At 66.7% G+C, this 16,909-nt stretch carries 21 protein-coding genes; 10 read left to right on the top strand and 11 right to left on the bottom strand.

Translation table 11 applies throughout. The features are described from left to right. Positions 1 to 6: 6 nt before the first annotated feature. The 6 genes from nusB to nrdR all read right to left on the bottom strand — a co-directional run bounded on the left by nusB (position 7) and on the right by nrdR (position 4,483). Entirely contained in the window at positions 7 to 507 is a 501-nt protein-coding gene (gene nusB, locus HU751_RS18215; RefSeq protein ID WP_028690278.1) for a transcription antitermination factor NusB, read from the bottom strand. Further along, positions 504 to 980, bottom strand: a complete 477-nt coding sequence (gene ribH / locus HU751_RS18210) for a 6,7-dimethyl-8-ribityllumazine synthase (protein WP_003255395.1) — start codon at positions 978 to 980, stop codon at positions 504 to 506. The genes nusB and ribH overlap by 4 nt, the downstream gene beginning before the upstream one ends. 91 nt (positions 981 to 1,071) lie before the next feature. Then, positions 1,072 to 2,163, bottom strand: coding sequence for a bifunctional 3,4-dihydroxy-2-butanone-4-phosphate synthase/GTP cyclohydrolase II (gene ribBA, locus HU751_RS18205; RefSeq protein WP_050703586.1), 1,092 nt, complete (start codon positions 2,161 to 2,163; stop codon positions 1,072 to 1,074). 18 nt (positions 2,164 to 2,181) lie between these two features. Then, on the bottom strand, positions 2,182 to 2,847 hold the full coding sequence (locus HU751_RS18200) for a riboflavin synthase (protein WP_028690276.1): 666 nt from the start codon (positions 2,845 to 2,847) through the stop codon (positions 2,182 to 2,184). Between the two features lie 41 nt (positions 2,848 to 2,888). Continuing rightward, positions 2,889 to 4,016, bottom strand: a complete 1,128-nt coding sequence (gene ribD / locus HU751_RS18195) for a bifunctional diaminohydroxyphosphoribosylaminopyrimidine deaminase/5-amino-6-(5-phosphoribosylamino)uracil reductase RibD (protein WP_186734257.1) — start codon at positions 4,014 to 4,016, stop codon at positions 2,889 to 2,891. A gap of 2 nt (positions 4,017 to 4,018) precedes the next feature. Continuing rightward, positions 4,019 to 4,483 (bottom strand): transcriptional regulator NrdR, encoded by a 465-nt coding sequence (gene nrdR / locus HU751_RS18190; RefSeq protein WP_009685710.1) that lies wholly within the window; start codon positions 4,481 to 4,483, stop codon positions 4,019 to 4,021. A gap of 105 nt (positions 4,484 to 4,588) precedes the next feature. Between nrdR and HU751_RS18185 the strand changes: the two genes are divergently transcribed. Genes HU751_RS18185 through trxA form a run of 3 tightly spaced genes read left to right on the top strand, consistent with a single transcriptional unit; the run spans position 4,589 to position 6,620 of the window. Continuing rightward, positions 4,589 to 5,041 carry a hypothetical protein gene (locus HU751_RS18185; RefSeq protein WP_186734256.1) on the top strand — a complete coding sequence of 151 codons (453 nt, stop codon included), beginning with the start codon at positions 4,589 to 4,591 and terminating at the stop codon, positions 5,039 to 5,041. Then, positions 5,042 to 5,701 (top strand): class I SAM-dependent methyltransferase, encoded by a 660-nt coding sequence (locus HU751_RS18180; protein WP_186734255.1) that lies wholly within the window; start codon positions 5,042 to 5,044, stop codon positions 5,699 to 5,701. A gap of 31 nt (positions 5,702 to 5,732) precedes the next feature. After that, positions 5,733 to 6,620, top strand: a complete 888-nt coding sequence (gene trxA / locus HU751_RS18175) for a thioredoxin (protein ID WP_186734254.1) — start codon at positions 5,733 to 5,735, stop codon at positions 6,618 to 6,620. Positions 6,621 to 6,647: 27 nt separating this feature from the next. Here trxA and HU751_RS18170 read toward each other — a convergent pair whose 3' ends face one another. Then, positions 6,648 to 6,992 carry a hypothetical protein gene (locus HU751_RS18170; RefSeq protein WP_186734253.1) on the bottom strand — a complete coding sequence of 115 codons (345 nt, stop codon included), beginning with the start codon at positions 6,990 to 6,992 and terminating at the stop codon, positions 6,648 to 6,650. A gap of 134 nt (positions 6,993 to 7,126) precedes the next feature. Between HU751_RS18170 and HU751_RS18165 the strand changes: the two genes are divergently transcribed. The 5 genes from HU751_RS18165 (at position 7,127) to HU751_RS18145 (ending at position 11,137) form a co-directional block, all read left to right on the top strand. Continuing rightward, the gene (locus HU751_RS18165; RefSeq protein WP_186734252.1) at positions 7,127 to 7,702 is read left to right on the top strand and encodes a DUF2796 domain-containing protein; all 576 of its coding nucleotides are present in this window, start codon (positions 7,127 to 7,129) and stop codon (positions 7,700 to 7,702) included. Further along, on the top strand, positions 7,703 to 8,413 hold the full coding sequence (locus HU751_RS18160) for an ABC transporter ATP-binding protein (RefSeq protein ID WP_186734251.1): 711 nt from the start codon (positions 7,703 to 7,705) through the stop codon (positions 8,411 to 8,413). Beyond that, entirely contained in the window at positions 8,413 to 9,678 is a 1,266-nt protein-coding gene (locus tag HU751_RS18155; protein WP_110738037.1) for an ABC transporter permease, read from the top strand. Before HU751_RS18160 ends, HU751_RS18155 begins: the two co-directional genes overlap by 1 nt. Positions 9,679 to 9,807: 129 nt before the next feature. Beyond that, entirely contained in the window at positions 9,808 to 10,344 is a 537-nt protein-coding gene (locus HU751_RS18150) for a DUF3299 domain-containing protein (protein ID WP_186734306.1), read from the top strand. A 109-nt stretch (positions 10,345 to 10,453) separates the two neighbouring features. After that, positions 10,454 to 11,137 (top strand): OmpW/AlkL family protein, encoded by a 684-nt coding sequence (locus tag HU751_RS18145; protein ID WP_028690266.1) that lies wholly within the window; start codon positions 10,454 to 10,456, stop codon positions 11,135 to 11,137. Here HU751_RS18145 and HU751_RS18140 read toward each other — a convergent pair. Then, positions 11,125 to 12,345 carry an MFS transporter gene (locus tag HU751_RS18140; protein ID WP_186734250.1) on the bottom strand — a complete coding sequence of 407 codons (1,221 nt, stop codon included), beginning with the start codon at positions 12,343 to 12,345 and terminating at the stop codon, positions 11,125 to 11,127. The genes HU751_RS18145 and HU751_RS18140 overlap by 13 nt on opposite strands. Positions 12,346 to 12,449: 104 nt before the next feature. Here HU751_RS18140 and HU751_RS18135 point away from each other — a divergent pair, with 104 nt between their 5' ends. After that, positions 12,450 to 12,890, top strand: coding sequence for a winged helix-turn-helix transcriptional regulator (locus HU751_RS18135; protein ID WP_062575347.1), 441 nt, complete (start codon positions 12,450 to 12,452; stop codon positions 12,888 to 12,890). A 76-nt stretch (positions 12,891 to 12,966) separates the two neighbouring features. On the opposite strand, the gene HU751_RS18130 is transcribed toward HU751_RS18135, so the two are convergent. Then, complete coding sequence (locus HU751_RS18130) at positions 12,967 to 13,899, bottom strand: NAD-dependent epimerase/dehydratase family protein (protein WP_186714300.1); 933 nt, start codon at positions 13,897 to 13,899, stop codon at positions 12,967 to 12,969. Further along, positions 13,892 to 14,776: a sugar nucleotide-binding protein gene (locus HU751_RS18125; RefSeq protein WP_028690262.1), complete on the bottom strand. Its 885-nt coding sequence runs from the start codon at positions 14,774 to 14,776 to the stop codon at positions 13,892 to 13,894. Before HU751_RS18125 ends, HU751_RS18130 begins: the two co-directional genes overlap by 8 nt. A 181-nt stretch (positions 14,777 to 14,957) precedes the next feature. Here HU751_RS18125 and HU751_RS18120 point away from each other — a divergent pair, with 181 nt between their 5' ends. Continuing rightward, on the top strand, positions 14,958 to 15,797 hold the full coding sequence (locus HU751_RS18120) for an alpha/beta hydrolase (protein WP_186734249.1): 840 nt from the start codon (positions 14,958 to 14,960) through the stop codon (positions 15,795 to 15,797). Between the two features lie 148 nt (positions 15,798 to 15,945). On the opposite strand, the gene HU751_RS18115 is transcribed toward HU751_RS18120, so the two are convergent. Beyond that, a complete protein-coding gene (locus tag HU751_RS18115; protein WP_186714302.1) occupies positions 15,946 to 16,758 on the bottom strand; it encodes a helix-turn-helix domain-containing protein in 813 nt (270 codons plus the stop codon). Positions 16,759 to 16,909 lie beyond the last annotated feature (151 nt).

Raw genomic sequence — 16,909 nt, 5'->3', positions numbered from 1 at the left:
CCGCGATCAGCGCTTGTTTGCCTTGACTTCCGCTTCACGCAGACGCGGAGCCAGCTTGTCCAGCACGCCGTTGACGAACTTGTGGCCGTCGGTGGCGCCGAAGACTTTGGCCAGTTCCACGCCTTCGTTGATGACGACGCGGTACGGCACGTCGACGCGCATCATGAACTCCCAGGTGGACAGGCGCAGCACGGCCAGCTCGACCGGGTCGAGTTCTTCCAGCGGCGTGTCCAGGCAAGGCTTGAGCGCCTCGTCGATCTCGACCTTCTTCGCCGGGACCCCGTGCAGGATCTCGCGGAAGTAGGCACCGTCGACATCGGAGAAATCGTTATCGACCCGGAACTGCGCTTCCACTTCGTTCAGCGAGTGCTTGGCCATGTGCCACTGGTAGAGCGCTTGCGTGGCGAGCTTGCGGGCTTCGCGACGCTTGGCGCTCTTCGAGGGCTTGCCGGCATCCGCAGGTTTTGGATCGCGCGGGTTGAAACGATCGCTTTCGTCGCTAATCACTTGGCCTCCAACTGCGCCAGCAGACTGACCATTTCCAGGGCCGACAGGGCAGCTTCGGCACCTTTGTTGCCGGCCTTGGTGCCGGAACGCTCGATGGCCTGCTCGATGGAGTCGACGGTCAGGACGCCGAAGGCCACCGGAACACCGAACTCCATGGACACCTGGGCCAGGCCCTTGGTGCACTCGCCCGCCACGTATTCGAAGTGCGGGGTACCGCCACGGATCACTGCGCCCAGGGCGATGATCGCGTCATAAGCACCCTGCTGGGCGACTTTCTGCGCTACCAGCGGGATTTCGAACGCGCCCGGGGCACGGATGATGGTGATGTCGCTTTCGCTGACGCCGTGGCGTACCAGGGCATCGACTGCACCGCTTACCAGGCTTTCGACGACGAAGCTGTTGAAGCGGCCAACCACCAAAGCATAGCGACCTTTGGGGGCGATGAAGGTACCTTCGATGGTCTTCAGGGTCATTCCGGAGTTCTCATCTTCAAGAGCGAGGCCGCGCTGTGGCGGCCTCGGGAGGGTTTTGACTCGAGTCTATGGGCGATCAGGCCGCCTCAAGTCACTCGGAGGGCACGTATTCTACAACTTCCAGATCGAATCCGGATATCGCATTGAACTTCATCGGCGAACTCATCAGGCGCATCTTGCGCACGCCGAGGTCGCGCAGGATCTGCGAACCGGCACCGACGGTGCTGTAGGTGGTCGGCGCTTTCGCCGGGGCATCGCCCGCGCTCTCGCGGATATGCGCCAGCAGCACGTCGCCGTCCAGCGGGTGGCCCAGCAGCAGCACCACGCCGCTGCCGGCCTCGGCCACGGCGCTCATGGCCGCGCGCAGGCTCCAGCGGCCCGGCTGCTTGACCATCAGCAGGTCGCGCAGCGGGTCCATGTTGTGCACCCGCACCAGGGTCGGCTCTTCGGCGCAGATCTTGCCCAGGGTCAGGGCCATGTGCACGTCGCCTTCCACCGCGTCGCGGTAGGTGACCAGGTTGAACTGGCCCAGCTCGCTCTCGATCGGCTGCTCGGAGACGCGCTGCACGGTGCGCTCGTGGATCATGCGGTAGTGGATCAGGTCGGCGATGGTGCCGATCTTCAGGCCGTGCTCGGCGGCGAACACTTCCAGCTCGGCGCGGCGCGACATGGTGCCGTCGTCGTTCATCACCTCGCAGATCACCCCGCTCGGCTCGAAGCCGGCCATGCGCGCCAGGTCGCAGGCGGCCTCGGTGTGGCCGGCGCGGGCCAGGGTACCGCCGGGCTGGGCCATCAGCGGGAAGATGTGGCCGGGGCTGACGATGTCCTCGGCCTTGGCGTCCTTGGCGGCGGCGGCCTGCACGGTGCGGGCGCGGTCGGCGGCGGAGATGCCGGTGGTGACGCCTTCGGCGGCCTCGATCGACACGGTGAACTTGGTGCCGAAGCCCGAGCCGTTGCGCGGCGCCATCAGCGGCAGCTTGAGCGTCTCGCAGCGCTCGCGGGTCATCGGCATGCAGATCAGGCCACGGGCGTGCTTGGCCATGAAGTTGATGTGCTCGGGCAGGCAGCACTCGGCCGCCATGATGATGTCGCCTTCGTTCTCGCGGTCTTCGTCATCCATGAGGATGACCATTTTGCCCTGGCGGATGTCTTCGACCAGTTCTTCGATGCTGTTGAGCGCCACGCGGCACCCCCTTCTCAATCAGGATTTCAAGAAGCCGTTGGCGGCCAGGAAGCTTTCGGTGATGCCACTGCCTTTGCTCGGCTCGGCGGCCTTGTCGCCCAGCAGCAGACGCTCCAGGTAACGGGCCAGCAGGTCGACCTCAAGGTTCACCCGACGCCCTGCGCGGTAGTCGGCCATGATGGTTTCGGACAGGGTGTGCGGGACGATGGTCAGCTCGAACTCGGCGCCATCGACTTCGTTGACCGTCAGGCTGGTGCCGTCGACGGTGATCGAGCCCTTGTGGGCGATGTACTTGGCCAGCTCCTTGGGCGCGCGCACGCGAAACTGGATGGCGCGGGCGTTATCGGCGCGCGAGACGATCTCGCCGACGCCGTCGACGTGGCCGCTGACCAGGTGGCCGCCCAGGCGGGTGGTGGGGGTCAGGGCCTTTTCCAGGTTGACCCGGCTGCCGCTCTTGAGATCGACCATGGCGGTGCGTTTGAGGGTCTCGACGCTGACGTCGGCCCAGAAGCCGTCGCCGGGCAGCTCGACGGCGGTCAGGCACACGCCGTTGACCGCGATGCTGTCGCCGAGCTTGACGTCGCCCAGGTCGAGCTTGCCGGTCTCTACGTAGACGCGCACGTCACCGCCCTTGGGGGTGAGGCTGCGGATGGTGCCGATGGATTCGATGATGCCGGTGAACATGGTGTTCTCCTAGATACGGGCTGCGCGAGGCAAGCCTGGCATTATACGCCGGGGGGCGGCAGGGGGATGGCAGTGACTCGCCAGTCATCGCCGACCGCGCGCATTTCGGTGATCTTCAGTCGCGGCGCCTCGCTCATTTTCGACAGCGGCCAGTCCAGCAACGGACGGGCGTCGGAGCCGAGGAAGGTGCCGGCGACGAACAGCTGGTACTCGTCGACCAGGCCCTGGCGGGCGAAGGCGCCGACCAGGCCGGCGCCGGCCTCCAGCAGGATTTCGTTGACCCCGCGCCCGGCCAGGGTGCGCAGCAGTGCCGGCAGGTCGACGCGACCCTCGCTGCCGGGCAGGTTGATCAGTTCATGGCCGGCGGCCGCGTAGCGCGGGTCTTCACCGGCGGCGGTCACCACCAGCGCCGGGCCGGCCTGGAAGAACGGCGCGTCCAGCGGCAGGCGCAGGCGCCCGTCGACCAGCACGCGCAACGGCGGGCGCGACAGGGCCAGGGCGGTGAGGGCGTCATCCAGGCCCAGTTCCTCGCCGCGCACGGTCATGCGGGCCTGGTCGAACAGCACACTCTCGGCGCTGGTCAGTACCACGCTGGAACGGGCGCGCAGGCGCTGCACCGCGGCACGCGCCGCAGGGCCGGTGATCCACTGGCTTTCGCCGCTGGCCATGGCAGTGCGGCCGTCCAGGCTCATGGCCAGCTTGGCGCGCACGAACGGCAGGCCCTGCTCCATGCGTTTGAGGAACCCCGGGTTGAGCGCGCGGGCCTCGGCCTCGAGCACGCCGCTGGCGACTTCGATGCCGGCTTCGCGCAAACGCCGCAGGCCATTGCCGGCCACTTGCGGATTGGGGTCCTGCATGGCCGCCACCACTCGCGCCACCCCGGCCTTGACCAGCGCCTCGGCGCACGGCGGCGTACGGCCATGGTGGCTGCAGGGCTCAAGGGTGACGTAGGCACAGGCGCCGCGGGCACGCTCGCCGGCCTGGCGCAAGGCATGGACCTCAGCGTGGGGCTCGCCGGCGCGCACATGCCAGCCTTCGCCGACCACCTCGCCGTCACGCACGATCACGCAACCCACGCGGGGGTTGGGGTGGGTGCTGTACAGGCCCTTGCGGGCCAGTTCCACGGCGCGGGCCATGAAGTGGGCGTCGAGAATGGCTTGGCTGGACATGCTTACTCTTTAGCCGGCTCGCGGGCCAGGCGGTCGATTTCTTCGCGGAATTCGTCGAGGTCCTGGAACCGCCGGTAGACCGAGGCGAAACGGATGTAGGCCACCTCGTCGAGCTTGCGCAGCTCGGCCATCACCATCTCACCGACCACCAGCGACTTCACTTCGCGTTCACCGGTGGCGCGCAGGCGGCTCTTGATGTGCGCCAGCGCCGCTTCCAGGCGCTCGACGCTGACCGGGCGCTTTTCCAGCGCGCGCTGCATGCCGGCGCGCAGCTTGTCTTCGTCGAAGGGCTGGCGCGTGCCGTCCTGCTTGATCAGCCGGGGCAGGACCAGCTCGGCGGTTTCAAAGGTAGTGAAGCGCTCGCCGCAGGCGACGCATTCGCGCCGGCGACGCACCTGTTCGCCCTCGGCGACCAGACGCGAGTCGATGACCTTGGTGTCGTTGGCACCGCAAAACGGACAGTGCATGGTGGCAGGCAACAAAAAAAGGGAGGGCCATGGTAGCGCATTGCACTGGCAAGACAAGCCAAAGGGTTTACCATCCATGCAAATCTGCCCGTGAAGGACTACCCCATGCACCCTCGAGCGCTCGTCGTGCTGTGTTGCGCCGCCCTGCTCGCCGCCTGCGGCAGCGACCGCCCCAAGCCGGAACAGGCCCCGGCCCCGGTGCCGGCCAAGGTGGCGAAGAAAACCGAACCCCTGGGCCCGCTGCCAGCCTACCAGCGCGAGCTGAGCGGCACCCTGCTGGAAATCCCGGCGGGTGCCGACGTGGAGCTGGCCCTGCTGGTGATCGACGAGCGTGGCCGGCCACAGCAACTGCTGGCCAGCAGCACCCTGAACGGCACCGGCCAGGCCCTGCCCTACCGCCTGCGCTTCAACCCCGAAGCCTTCCCCGTCGGGGCCCGGGTCGAACTGCGCGGCCGCGCCAGCCGCTCCGGCCAGCTGATCCTGCACCTGCCACCGGTTCGCATTGCCCAGGCCCAAACCCAGGCCACCGGCCCGCTGCGTTTCGAAAAGGCACCCTAGATGGCCCCGGCAATCCTGCAACAGGCCCTGAGCGGCCTGATCGGCGAAGCGCGGCTGATCGTCAGCGAACTGCCCGGGTGCGACCTGACACTCTGGTTGATCGACGACCAGAACATGGACCGCGAATTCACCCGCGAGGAAACCCGGCGCATTCTCGAGGAGCCGCCCTACTGGAGTTTCTGCTGGGCCAGCGGCCTGGCCATGGCGCGCTACTTGGCCGAGCACCCGCAGTGGGTGCGCGGCAAGCGCGTGCTGGATTTCGGCGCCGGCTCCGGCATCGCCGGGATCGCCGCCGCCCGGGCCGGCGCGCTGGAGGTGGTGGCCTGCGACCTCGATCCGCTGGCCCTGGACGCCTGTCGCGCCAACGCCGCGCTGAACGGTGTGACGCTGAATTACAGCAGCGATTTCTTCGCCGAGGCCGACCGCTTCGACCTGATCCTGGTCGCCGATGTGCTCTACGACCGCGCCAACCTGCCGCTGCTGGACGAATTCCTCAGCCGTGGTCGCCAGGCGCTGGTGGCCGATTCGCGGGTGCGCGATTTCAGCCACCCGCTATACCGCCCGCTCGGCGTGCTCGAGGCGCTGACCCTGCCGGATCTGGCCGAGCCGCACGAATTCCGCCGGGTCAGCCTGTACCATGCCAGCCGCGAGCCCTTATAGTGGGGGTATTCACGGATTTGCGAGAGTTGCGATGAGCCAAGCTTCTGATAACAAAGATGTGCCGTACATCTTCGATGCCACCGATGCCAACTTCCAGCAACTGGTCATCGAGAACTCCTTCCACAAGCCGGTGCTGGTCGACTTCTGGGCCGAGTGGTGCGCGCCGTGCAAGGCGCTGATGCCGCTGCTGGCGAAGATTACCGAGGGTTATCAGGGCGAACTGCTGCTGGCCAAGATCAACTGCGACGTCGAGCAGCAGGTCGTCGCCCAGTTCGGCATCCGCAGCCTGCCGACCGTGGTGCTGTTCAAGGACGGCCAGCCGGTCGACGGTTTCGCCGGCGCGCAACCCGAGTCGGCCATCCGCGCCATGCTCGAACCCCATGTGCAGATGCCCGCGCCGCCCGCCGCCGCGCCGCTGGAGCAGGCCAAGGCGCTGTTCGCCGAAAGCCGCTTCAGCGAAGCCGAAGCCCTGTTGCAGGTGCTGCTGGGTGAAGACAACAGCAATGCCGAGGCACTGATCCTCTATGCCCGCTGCCTGGCCGAGCGCGGCGAGCTGGGCGAGGCCCAGGTGGTACTCGACGCGGTCAAGACCGACGAGCACAAGGCCGCCCTGGCCGGCGCCAAGGCCCAGCTGACCTTCCTGCGCCAGGCCGCCAGCCTGCCGGAAGCCGCCGAGCTGAAGAGCCGCCTGGCGCAAAACCCGCAGGACGACGAGGCAGCCTACCAGCTGTGCATCCAGCAGCTGGCGCGCCAACAGTACGAGGCCGCGATGGATGGGCTGCTGAAGCTGTTCCAGCGCAACCGTGCCTACGAGAACGGCTTGCCGCAGAAGGCGCTGCTGCAGGTGTTCGAACTGCTGGGCAACGCTCATCCGCTGGTCAGTGTGTATCGCCGCAAGCTCTCTGCTGCGCTGTTCTGAGGCTGCTGGGGCTGCTTTGCAGCCCCCTCATCCCACCCAGCGATACACCGGCGCATCCACGCCGCTTTCCACCTTCACCTCACTGCTGTGGCGCAAGCGCACCAGCAGCCGCTTGCCCGCCGCCACGCTTCCGGCCAGCCCTTCCAGGCGCTCCAGAAGCTCCGGCCCACTCATCTGACCCGCCTGGCGCAGCACTTCTCGCGCCGCCGCCCATTGCCCGTCATCCTGCCGAGGCGCTGGGCTGCCGGTGACCGGCACCACCTCGACAGACGCCGGCACCTCCAGCCGACGTCCCAGCTGCGCCCACTCTTCCGGCGCCAGTTCAACGGTCAGGTCCACCGGCCATTCACCGATCTGTCCACGAATTCTCACGATAGGTACCCTGCCTCCAGTCTCGATGCCGCCATGCTCCCACGAACATGAAACCTGTGCCAGGCAGGCTGGCGGGGCAAAGAAAAATTGTTATAACATCACAAAATCTTTCCAAGCCGCCTGTGGAGCCGTCCATGCGTCGTCTGTTGCTCGCCCTGCCCTTCGCCCTGCTGCCCCTGGCCGTGGCCCATGCCCACGACGACCACGATCATGACCATGGCACCCTCGGCGCCCACGAGCATGGCGTGGCCAAGCTCAATGCGGTGCTCGACGGCAACACCCTCGAACTGGAACTGGACAGCCCGGCGATGAACATCGTCGGCTTCGAGCACGTGGCCAGCAGCGATGCCGACAAGGCCAAGGTCACCGCTGCCCGCCAACAGCTCGAACAGCCCCTGAAACTGTTTGGCGTTGCCCCGGCCGCCGGTTGCAAGGAAGACGCCCAGGAGCTGGAAAGCCCGCTGTTCGGTGACGCCGCCCAAACCGACGAGGATGGCGACAGTCATGAGCACGGTCACGCCCACGCCCACGCCGACGTCAACGCCCACTATCAGCTGACCTGCGCCACCCCGGGCAAACTCACCCAGATCGATCTCGGCCCGCTGTTCAAGACCTTCCCGCAGACCCAGAAGATCAACGTGCAACTGATCGGCCCCAACGGCCAGAAAGGCATCGAGGCCACCCCCGCCAAGGCCGTGGTCGCGTTCTGAATGAACCAGCCGCTGATCGAACTGCATGACCTGGTGTTCGCCTGGCCCGGCCAGGCGCCGCTGCTGGAAATCCCTGCATTTCGCCTGGAGCCCGGCGAGGCGCTGTTCCTCAAGGGCCCCAGCGGCAGCGGCAAGACCACCCTGCTCGGCCTGCTGGGCGGCGTCAACCGCCCTGGGCAAGGCAGCATCCGCCTGCTTGGCCAGGACCTCGCGAGCCTGGGCCAGGGCGCGCGCGACCGCTTCCGGGTCGATCACACCGGCTACATCTTCCAGCAGTTCAACCTGCTGCCGTTCCTGTCGGTGCGGGAGAATGTCGAGCTGCCCTGCCGCTTCTCGAAAAGCCGCGCGGCCCGCGCCGCCCAGCGCCATGGCAGCATCGACCAGGCCGCTGCCCAACTGCTCGCTCACCTGGGCCTGGACGACCCGACCCTGCTCGCCCGCCGCGCCGACAGCCTGTCGATCGGCCAGCAGCAGCGGGTTGCCGCAGCACGGGCGCTGATCGGTCAGCCCGAGCTGGTGATCGCCGACGAGCCCACCTCGGCCCTCGACGCCGATACCCGCGAGGCCTTCATCCGCCTGCTGTTCGACGAGTGCCGCGACGCCGGCGCCAGCCTGCTGTTCGTCAGCCATGACCAGAGCCTGGCGCCGCTGTTCGACCGGCACCTGTCCCTGGCCGAGCTCAACCGCGCCGCCAAGCCCCGGGAGGCCTGATGTACCTGCTTCGCCTTGCCCTGGCCAGCCTGGCCAACCGCCGTTTCACCGCACTGCTCACCGCCTTTGCCATCGCCCTGTCGGTGTGCCTGCTGCTGGCCGTCGAGCGGGTGCGCACCGAGGCCCGCGCCAGCTTCGCCAGCACCATCAGCGGCACCGACCTGATCGTCGGCGCCCGCTCGGGGTCGGTGAACCTGCTGCTGTACTCGGTGTTCCGCATCGGCAACGCCACCAACAACATCCGTTGGGACAGCTACCAGCACTACGCCAGCGACCCGCGGGTGAAATGGGCGATCCCCATCTCCCTGGGCGACTCGCACCGTGGCTACCGGGTGATGGGCACCACCACCGACTACTTCAGCCATTACCAGTTCGGCCGCCGCCAGCACCTGGCACTCGACCAGGGCCGGGCGTTCGCCGACGATCCGTTCGAGGTGGTGCTCGGCGCCGAAGTGGCCGAGGCGCTGCACTACAAGCTCGGCGACAAGCTGGTGCTGGCGCATGGTGTAGCCGCCATCAGCCTGGTCAAGCATGACGACAAGCCGTTCACCGTGGTCGGCGTGCTCGAGCGCACCGGCACTCCGGTGGACCGTACCCTGCACATCAGCCTGGCCGGCATGGAGGCGATCCACATCGACTGGCACAACGGCGTGCCGGCCCGTGGCGCCGGGCGCATCAGCGCCGAGCAGGCCCGCACCATGGATCTGCAGCCTGCCGCCATCACCGCCTTCATGCTCGGGCTCAACAGCAAAATCGCCACCTTCAGCCTGCAGCGCGAAATCAACGAGTACCGCGCCGAACCGCTGCTGGCGATCCTGCCCGGCGTGGCCCTGCAGGAGCTGTGGAGCCTGATGGGCACGGCGGAGCAGGCCTTGTTCGTGGTGTCGCTGTTCGTCGTGCTCACCGGCCTGATCGGCATGCTTACGGCCATTCTCACCAGCCTCAACGAGCGCCGCCGGGAAATGGCCATCCTGCGTTCGGTGGGCGCCCGTCCCTGGCACATCGCCGGGCTGCTGGTGCTCGAGGCGCTGGCCCTGGCACTGGCGGGCATCGCCGCCGGCCTGGGGTTGCTGTACGCGGGCATCGCCCTGGCCCAAGGCTATGTACAGGCCAACTATGGGCTATACCTGCCACTGGCCTGGCCGAGCGCCCACGAGTGGACCTTGCTGGCCATCATCCTCGGCGCGGCACTGCTGATGGGTAGCGTGCCGGCCTGGCGCGCCTATCGGCAGTCGCTGGCCGATGGTTTGTCGATTCATCTCTGAGAAATGCCAATGATCCGAATCCTCGCTGCCTGTCTCGCAGCCCCAGAGAACGTGTTCGGCGTCTCTGCGTGGGAGCGGGCTTGCCCCGTGAAGCAGACATCTCGACACCTGGCACCGGCTCTGCCGGTGATCGCGGGGCAAGCCCGCTCCCACGCCAGGGTACTGCTCGTGGCACTGCTGCTGTTCTCACTGCCAGCCTGGGCCACCGACCCACGCGAACTGGACTGGCCTGCCCTGATCCCCGAGGGCGCGCCGGTCATCCCGCCACAACTGACGCCCCTGCACGACCTGTCGCAGATCAGCGACGCGCTGTCCGCCGAGGCCGCCCCCGCCGCCCGCCAGCAGGCGCCCAACGCGCCGGTGGTGAAAACCCTGGACGGCCAGCAGGTGAAGATCCCCGGCTACATCGTGCCGCTGGAGGTCAGCGAGGAAGGCCGCACCACCGAGTTCCTCCTGGTGCCCTACTACGGCGCCTGCATCCATGTGCCGCCACCGCCGTCGAACCAGATCGTGCATATCTTCAGCGAGATGGGCGTGCGCATCGAAGACCTTTACCAGCCCTACTGGATCGAGGGGACGATGCAGGTCAAGGCCAGCAGCAGCGAGCTGGCGGATGCCGGTTACCAGATGGAAGCAGAGAAAATCTACGCTTATGAGCTGAAGTGAGCACTGCGTCACCCCGATAGCACGGCTTCTTTGAGCTGGGTCAAACTTTCTGTTTAGTCAGCTTCGTACCATTGGACTACTCGATTACTCACGTCCTCTGGGAGCTTCCATGAACAAGTCCTTGCTCGGTGCCTCGCTCGTCGCGTTGGCGCTTGCAGCCCCTGTCGCCCACGCCCACCAGGCGGGGGATTTCATCCTCCGCGCCGGCGCCATCACCACCGCGCCCAACGAGAACAGCGGCGACATCAAGCTCGACGGCGCCAAGGTCTCGGGCACCAAGGCGACCCTGGACAGCGACACCCAGCTGGGCCTGGCCTTCGCCTACATGCTCACCGACCACATCGGCCTCGAGCTGCTGGCCGCCACCCCGTTCCAGCACAAAGTCGGCGTCAAGGGCCTCGGCCCGGGCCTGGACGGCAAGCTGGCCGACATCAAGCAACTGCCGCCGACCCTGTCGCTGCAGTACTACCCGATGGCGCCGTCCTCGAAGTTCCAGCCGTACGCTGGCGTGGGCATCAACTACACGATGTTCTTCGATGAAGACCTGACCAGCGACCGCAAGGCCCAGGGCTTCAGCAACATGAAGCTGAAGGACTCGGTCGGCATCGCCGGCCAGCTGGGCATGGACTACATGCTCACCGACAACCTGCTGCTCAACGCCGCGGTCTGGTACGTCGACATCGACACCAAGGCCAGCATCGACGGCCCGAGCGCCCTGGGCGTGGGCAAGACCAAGGTCGACGTCGATGTCGATCCGTGGGTCTACATGGTCGGTATCGGCTACAAGTTCTGATTCGCAGGCAGGCCTGCTCCCTCCGGAGCGGGCCCGCCATGCATCGTCTCGACACTCCAGAGATACCCCCAGTAGCCCCAGGCTAGCGCGCTTATCCCCGCCCCGACCCCGCTCACCGCCACCCATCCCCACTGTCCGTACACCCAGGTCGCCACGACCGCCCCCACCCCACTACCGATCGAATAGCAGCACATGTAGGCGCCGATCAGCCGGCTCGCCATCTCGCCGCGCCCCACCAGCAGCAGACTCTGGTTGGTCACGTGCACCGCCTGCACGGCCAGGTCCAGCATCAGAATCCCGATTACCAACGCCAGCAATGACTGCTCAAGGCAGGCGATGGGTAGCCACGACAGGGTCAGCAGGCCCAACGCCCAGCCAGTCACCCGCCGTCCATGCCCCTTATCGGCCAGACGCCCGGCACGCGCTGCCGCCAGCGCCCCCGCCACGCCGGCCAGCCCGAACAGCCCGACTTGCGTGTGATCCAGCGCCAGTGGCGCGGCGCTCAAGGGCAACACCATCGCACTCCACAGCACACTGAACGCCGCGAACACCAGCACTGCGAACAGACCGCGCTGACGCAGCAGGCGGTCATGTCGATACAGCCGCAGCACCGATGCCAGCAACGCCCGATAGCGCTGCCCCGGCCCCTGCGGCCTGGCGGCGGGCAAGCGCCAGGCGAGCAGCCCCGCCATTGCCAGTGCAAGCACCGCCGCCACGCCATACACACCCTGCCAACCGAGCAGGTCGGCTACCGCGCCCGATACCAGGCGCGCCGAGAGGATGCCCAGCACCACGCCGCTGGTCACCGTACCCACCGCCTGCCCTTGTTCGGCGGGCGTGGCCAATGTGGCGGCATGCGCCACCATCACCTGCACCACCACCGCGGCCAGGCCGACCAGGGCCATTGCGGCCAGCAGCACGGCCCAGTTCACGGCAAAGGCCACGGCCAGCAAGGCGCCGGACGAGACCAGCAACTGGCCGAGGATCAGCCGCTTGCGATCGAGCAGATCCCCCAGCGGCACGATCAGCAGCAACCCCAAGGCATAGCCGGCCTGGGTCATCCCCACTACCAGGCCGGCGCGGGCGCTACTCACCCCAAGGCTCGCCGCCATCGACTCCAGCAGCGGCTGGGCGAGATACACCGTGGCCACGGCCAGGGCGCAGGTGGCGGCCAACAACAACGTCAATCCACGGGTGAGCGTCGACATCGAAGACTCCCTTTCAATTCCGGTTTCAATTTAAAACCACATGACTGGCCTTTTAACAAAGGTAGTTTTATTCTGCAACCAGATAGACACCCAAGGATCGCGCCATGCTCGACGAGAACAACCAGCAATGCCCTGTGGCCCGCGCCTTGGAGGTGCTCGGCGACCGCTGGGCGCTGATGATCCTGCGCGATGCCTTTGACGGCCTGCGCCGCTTCAGCGAATTGCAGAAGAACCTGGGGCTGGCGAAGAACATCCTCGCTTCGCGCTTGAAGCTGCTGGTGGAGGCTGAGCTACTGGTGCAGCAGCCGGCCTCGGATGGCAGTGCCTACAAGGAATATGTGCTGACCGAACGGGGGCGCTCGGTGTTTCCGATCGTGATCGGCTTGCGTCAGTGGGGGGAGCGCTACCTGTTCACGGCGGGGGAATCACGCTCGCAGCTGGTCGATGATCGTGGCCAGGGCCTGGAGACGCTGCAGGTGCGGGCCCGGGATGGGCGGGAGGTGCGGCCGGAGGATTGCCGGCGGCGGGTGGTCCGACATTCGTGATGTCATCGCGGGGCAAGCCCGCTCCCACCAGCCCCCCCATGGCGGCGTGGGAGCGGGCTTGCCCCGCGATGGGGATTCAGACCTTGCCGAGCAACCGCGCCAGCCCCTCGACGAACGGCGTCGGCTCAGGGAACGCGAAGCGTGCCAGCAAGCGCGAATTGTCCGCCCGCGAATGGCGGATATCGCCCGAACGGGCCTGGCCGTAGCTGACCGCCGGCAAACCGCCCACCACCTGCTCCAGCGCCTTGAGCAGCTGGTTCAGCGAAGTCGCCTGGTTCAGGCCGATATTCACCGCGCCCTCCTCCACCACCGGCTGCTCAAGCGCCTGTACCATCACCTGGACCAGATCGCCGACGAACAGGAAGTCGCGGGTCTGCTCGCCATCACCGAACACGGTGATCGGCGTACCCCGGGTGGCGCGCTCGCAGAAGATGCTGATCACCCCCGAATACGGCGAGGAAGGATCCTGGCGCGGCCCGAAGATATTGAAGAAGCGGAACACCACCGGCTCCAGCCCATGCTGGCGACGGTAGAAGTCCAGGTACTGCTCGCTGGCCAGCTTGTCCACCGCGTAGGGGGTCAGCGGTGCCTTGGGCGTGTCCTCGGCAATCGACTGGCCTTCGCCATTGTTGCCGTACACCGCCGCGCTGGAGGCGAACAGCACGCGACGGATGCCGTTCAGGCGCATCGCCTCGCAGACATTGAGCGTGCCGATGAAGTTGCTCTGGTGGGTCTTCACCGGGTTTTCCACCGAGGCCTGCACCGAGGCCACCGCTGCCAGGTGCACTACCGCCTGGCAGCCACTGGCGGCACGGGCCACCAGGGCGGCGTCGGCGACATCGCCTTCGAGCAGCTCAAGGCGCGGATGGCCGAGCTGCAGGTTGCTGCGCTTGCCGGTCGACAGGTCGTCGAGGATACGCACCGCGTAGCCTTTCTCCAGCAACGCATCGCACAGGTGGGAGCCAATGAAGCCGGCACCGCCGGTGATCAGGATGGGGGCGTCAGCCATGTCGGTAGAATCGGTCCAGTAGGGGCGGCAAGCCGGCGCGCCAGGCGCGGGGCTTGATGCCGAAAGTGTGAAGGATCTTCTTGCAGGCCAGCACCGCGTGCTGCGGCTCTTCGCTGGCATCCGGGCGGGCGGCGTGGGCCTGGGCGGTCGGCGCCTGCACGGCCAGCTTGCGCCACTGGGTGGCCTCGGTGAGGATCGCCTGGCCGAGCACCAGCGGCGTGGTGGCCTCGTTGCCAGCATAGTGGTAGGTGCCCCACAGCGGCGCCTGGCAATCGAGCTGCTTGAGCACCGAGAGGATCACCCGCGCCGCGTCGTCCACCGGCGTCGGGTTGCCGCGTCGGTCATCGGCCAGCAGCAGTTCCTGGGGTTGTTCGGCGCGGGTCAGGAAGCGCCCGAGCGCGCCGTCGATGCTTTCGTCCAGCAGCCAGCCGAAGCGCAGCAGCACATGCTGCGGGCAGGTGGCACGCACGCTCTGCTCGATGCGCCAGAGCGCCTGGCCACGCAGCCCGAGTGGCACCGGCTCGTCCTTCTCGCTGTAGGCGGTGGCACGCGAGCCATCGAACACACGGTAGCTGGACGGTTGCACAAGGATCATCTCGTGATGCTGGCACAGCTCGGCGAGCCGCTCCACCGCCCGCTCCTGCTGGGCGAGGCGTTGCTCGCTGACGGACTCGGCCTGGAACCAGTCGAAATAATAGGCCAGGTTGACCACGGCGTGCGGACGTTGCTCGTCGAGCAGCAGGGTCAGGCTGGCCGGATCCCAGCCGTTTTCCGGCGGGCGAGGCGCCAGGAAGGCGATGTCTTCCTCGGCCCCGAGACGAATCAGCGCTTGCCCGAGGGCATTGCCACCACCCAACAGCATCAGGCGCATACGCATAGAGTCAACAGGTCCGGTCTGGTCGATGGAGGAAAGGGTTCATTTTGCTGTTTCCGGCAGGGGAAGTCCAACCCAGGCAAGGCCCGACGCGCGCCGCGTGGCGATTGGCGCCGGTCGGGGCGGTATTCCGCCTTTACCGACAGCTACTTATACTGCGCCTGGCCTGTTCAAGGAGATCAACATGGATGCCGAACTGAACACTGCGCAACGCGCCAGATGGCAATTCGACGAGCCCGCGCCCGGCCCGGAGCGGTTCATCGACGAGGATTTCGACGACTATCGCCAGCAGGCGCGCCTGCTGCTGCCAGACACCGAGCGTGCCCCCACGGTATTCGTGGTCGGCGGCGCACGCTCCGACTTCACCCGCCTCAACCCGTTGCTCTACCGCCTCCAGCAGCAGGGCATCGGCTCGCTGACCGGCAACCTCTCCGGGCACAGCCTGGCCAGCGAGCCCGGGGCGAAGGACGCCTCGCTGACCAGCAACCTGCAGGAGGCCCTACGCTTTCACCGGCATCTGGACTCCCGCAGCGACACCCTGGTCGGCCATAGCCTGGGCGCCGCCATCGCCCTGAAGCTGGCCGCCCAGCGCCCCAGCGTGCGCAAGCTGGTGCTGATCTGCCCGGCGGTCTATCCCGACGCGGCCCATGCCGCGCCCTTCGGGCCGGCCTTCAGCGAGGCCATCCGCAAGCCATTTGCCTTCCTCGACTGCGACAGCTATGCCTTCCTGCGCCAGTTCCAGGGCCGGGTGCTGCTGGTGATCGGTGAATACGACGGGCTCAACTCCAAGGTCCACGGCCAGGGGCCCGGCACCTCGGCCGGCACCCGGCGGCTGGCGGGCGTAGAGCGCTACAGCCCGATTCCCGAGGAGGTCACCCACGCCTTGCTGCGCTCGGTGCCCGCGCCCCATGTGGAATGCCTGATGCTGACCGACTGCGACCACGGCATCGCCGCGCACCTGCGCGACCGGCCGGAGGTGGCGGACCAGGTGGCCGATACGGTGGCGGCGTTCATTCTCGATTGAAGTGGGTCGAAGACTGCTGTACTTGCGTGGGAGCGGGCTTGCCCCGCGATGGCGTCCGACGGGCGACCTCGTTGGTCGTGCTGACGCCATCGCGGGGCAAGCCCGCTCCCACGCATCAATGCGCAATCAATGCGACATCAATTATGGCTCACTCGATCTCGAACAACCCGTTGCTGACCATCCCCGCGCTCAGCCGGTCACGGATGTCGTCATCGATACGCGGATCATCCGGGCGGTACAGCTTGATCTGCCGGAAGGCGTTGATGCGATTGATCTCCTCGCCCAGGTATTCCCACACCACCCGAGTGCACGCCGGATTGCGCCGGTCACCGCTGGAGACCCCGGTCTTGAGGCCGTTCAGGCGGCTGATGCGGCTCTTGAAGCTGGGGATGAGGACGGTCTGGCTCATCTCGTTGAGGGTCAGCGACTCGTAGTCGATCAGGAACATCCGGTCCTGCAACTGGAACGCCGCGCCCAGGTAGCGACAGCGCACCTCGGCGTGCTGGTCGAGGCCGCTGCTGCGCTCCTGGCGCTCCTGGCGCTCGAACAAAAAGCTGCCGCGCTCCTCCCACAGGTGCACCAGCGACACCAGGATCGAGCCCGGCACCGACATGCAGTTGGAGTATTCGAAGTAGTAGCCGCAATAGCGCGACAGGTTGCCGGCTTCTTTATGCAGTGGCTTGAACAGTTCGCTGATCGGGTCGTCCTGGGAACCGACCCGCTGATCCTGACTGCGTGCGCCGATCAAGCGGGCAAACTGTTCGGGCGGCAGACCCAGCTCGTAATCCTCGACGCCGAAGAAGTCGCCGATGCGCTTGAGGTTGTAGGCCGTCGGACGGCTCTGGCCGCTCAGGTACTTGTTGAACTGCGCGCGATTGATCGACAGCTGCCGGCAAACCTCGGAGATAGAGCGGTAGTGGCTGCAGGCCAATTTGAGGTTGGTAGCGAAGTGATCGCCCATGATGCGTGGGTCCGGATGATGCGAGTGACGCCATTCTAGCATCAAGTCGCACCAAAATGGAGCAACCCGCGAAATTGTAACCACAGTTGTCATAGCCAACCATGCGCCCCCAATGAATAGCGGTGCGCCTGCCGCCCGCTGGTCTTTCCAC

Origin of the sequence: Pseudomonas peradeniyensis (assembly GCF_014268935.2) — a bacterium.
Lineage (GTDB): Bacteria > Pseudomonadota > Gammaproteobacteria > Pseudomonadales > Pseudomonadaceae > Aquipseudomonas > Aquipseudomonas peradeniyensis.
Note: the sequence above shows the minus strand (reverse complement) of the source record. Positions and strands in the feature narration are given on the sequence as shown.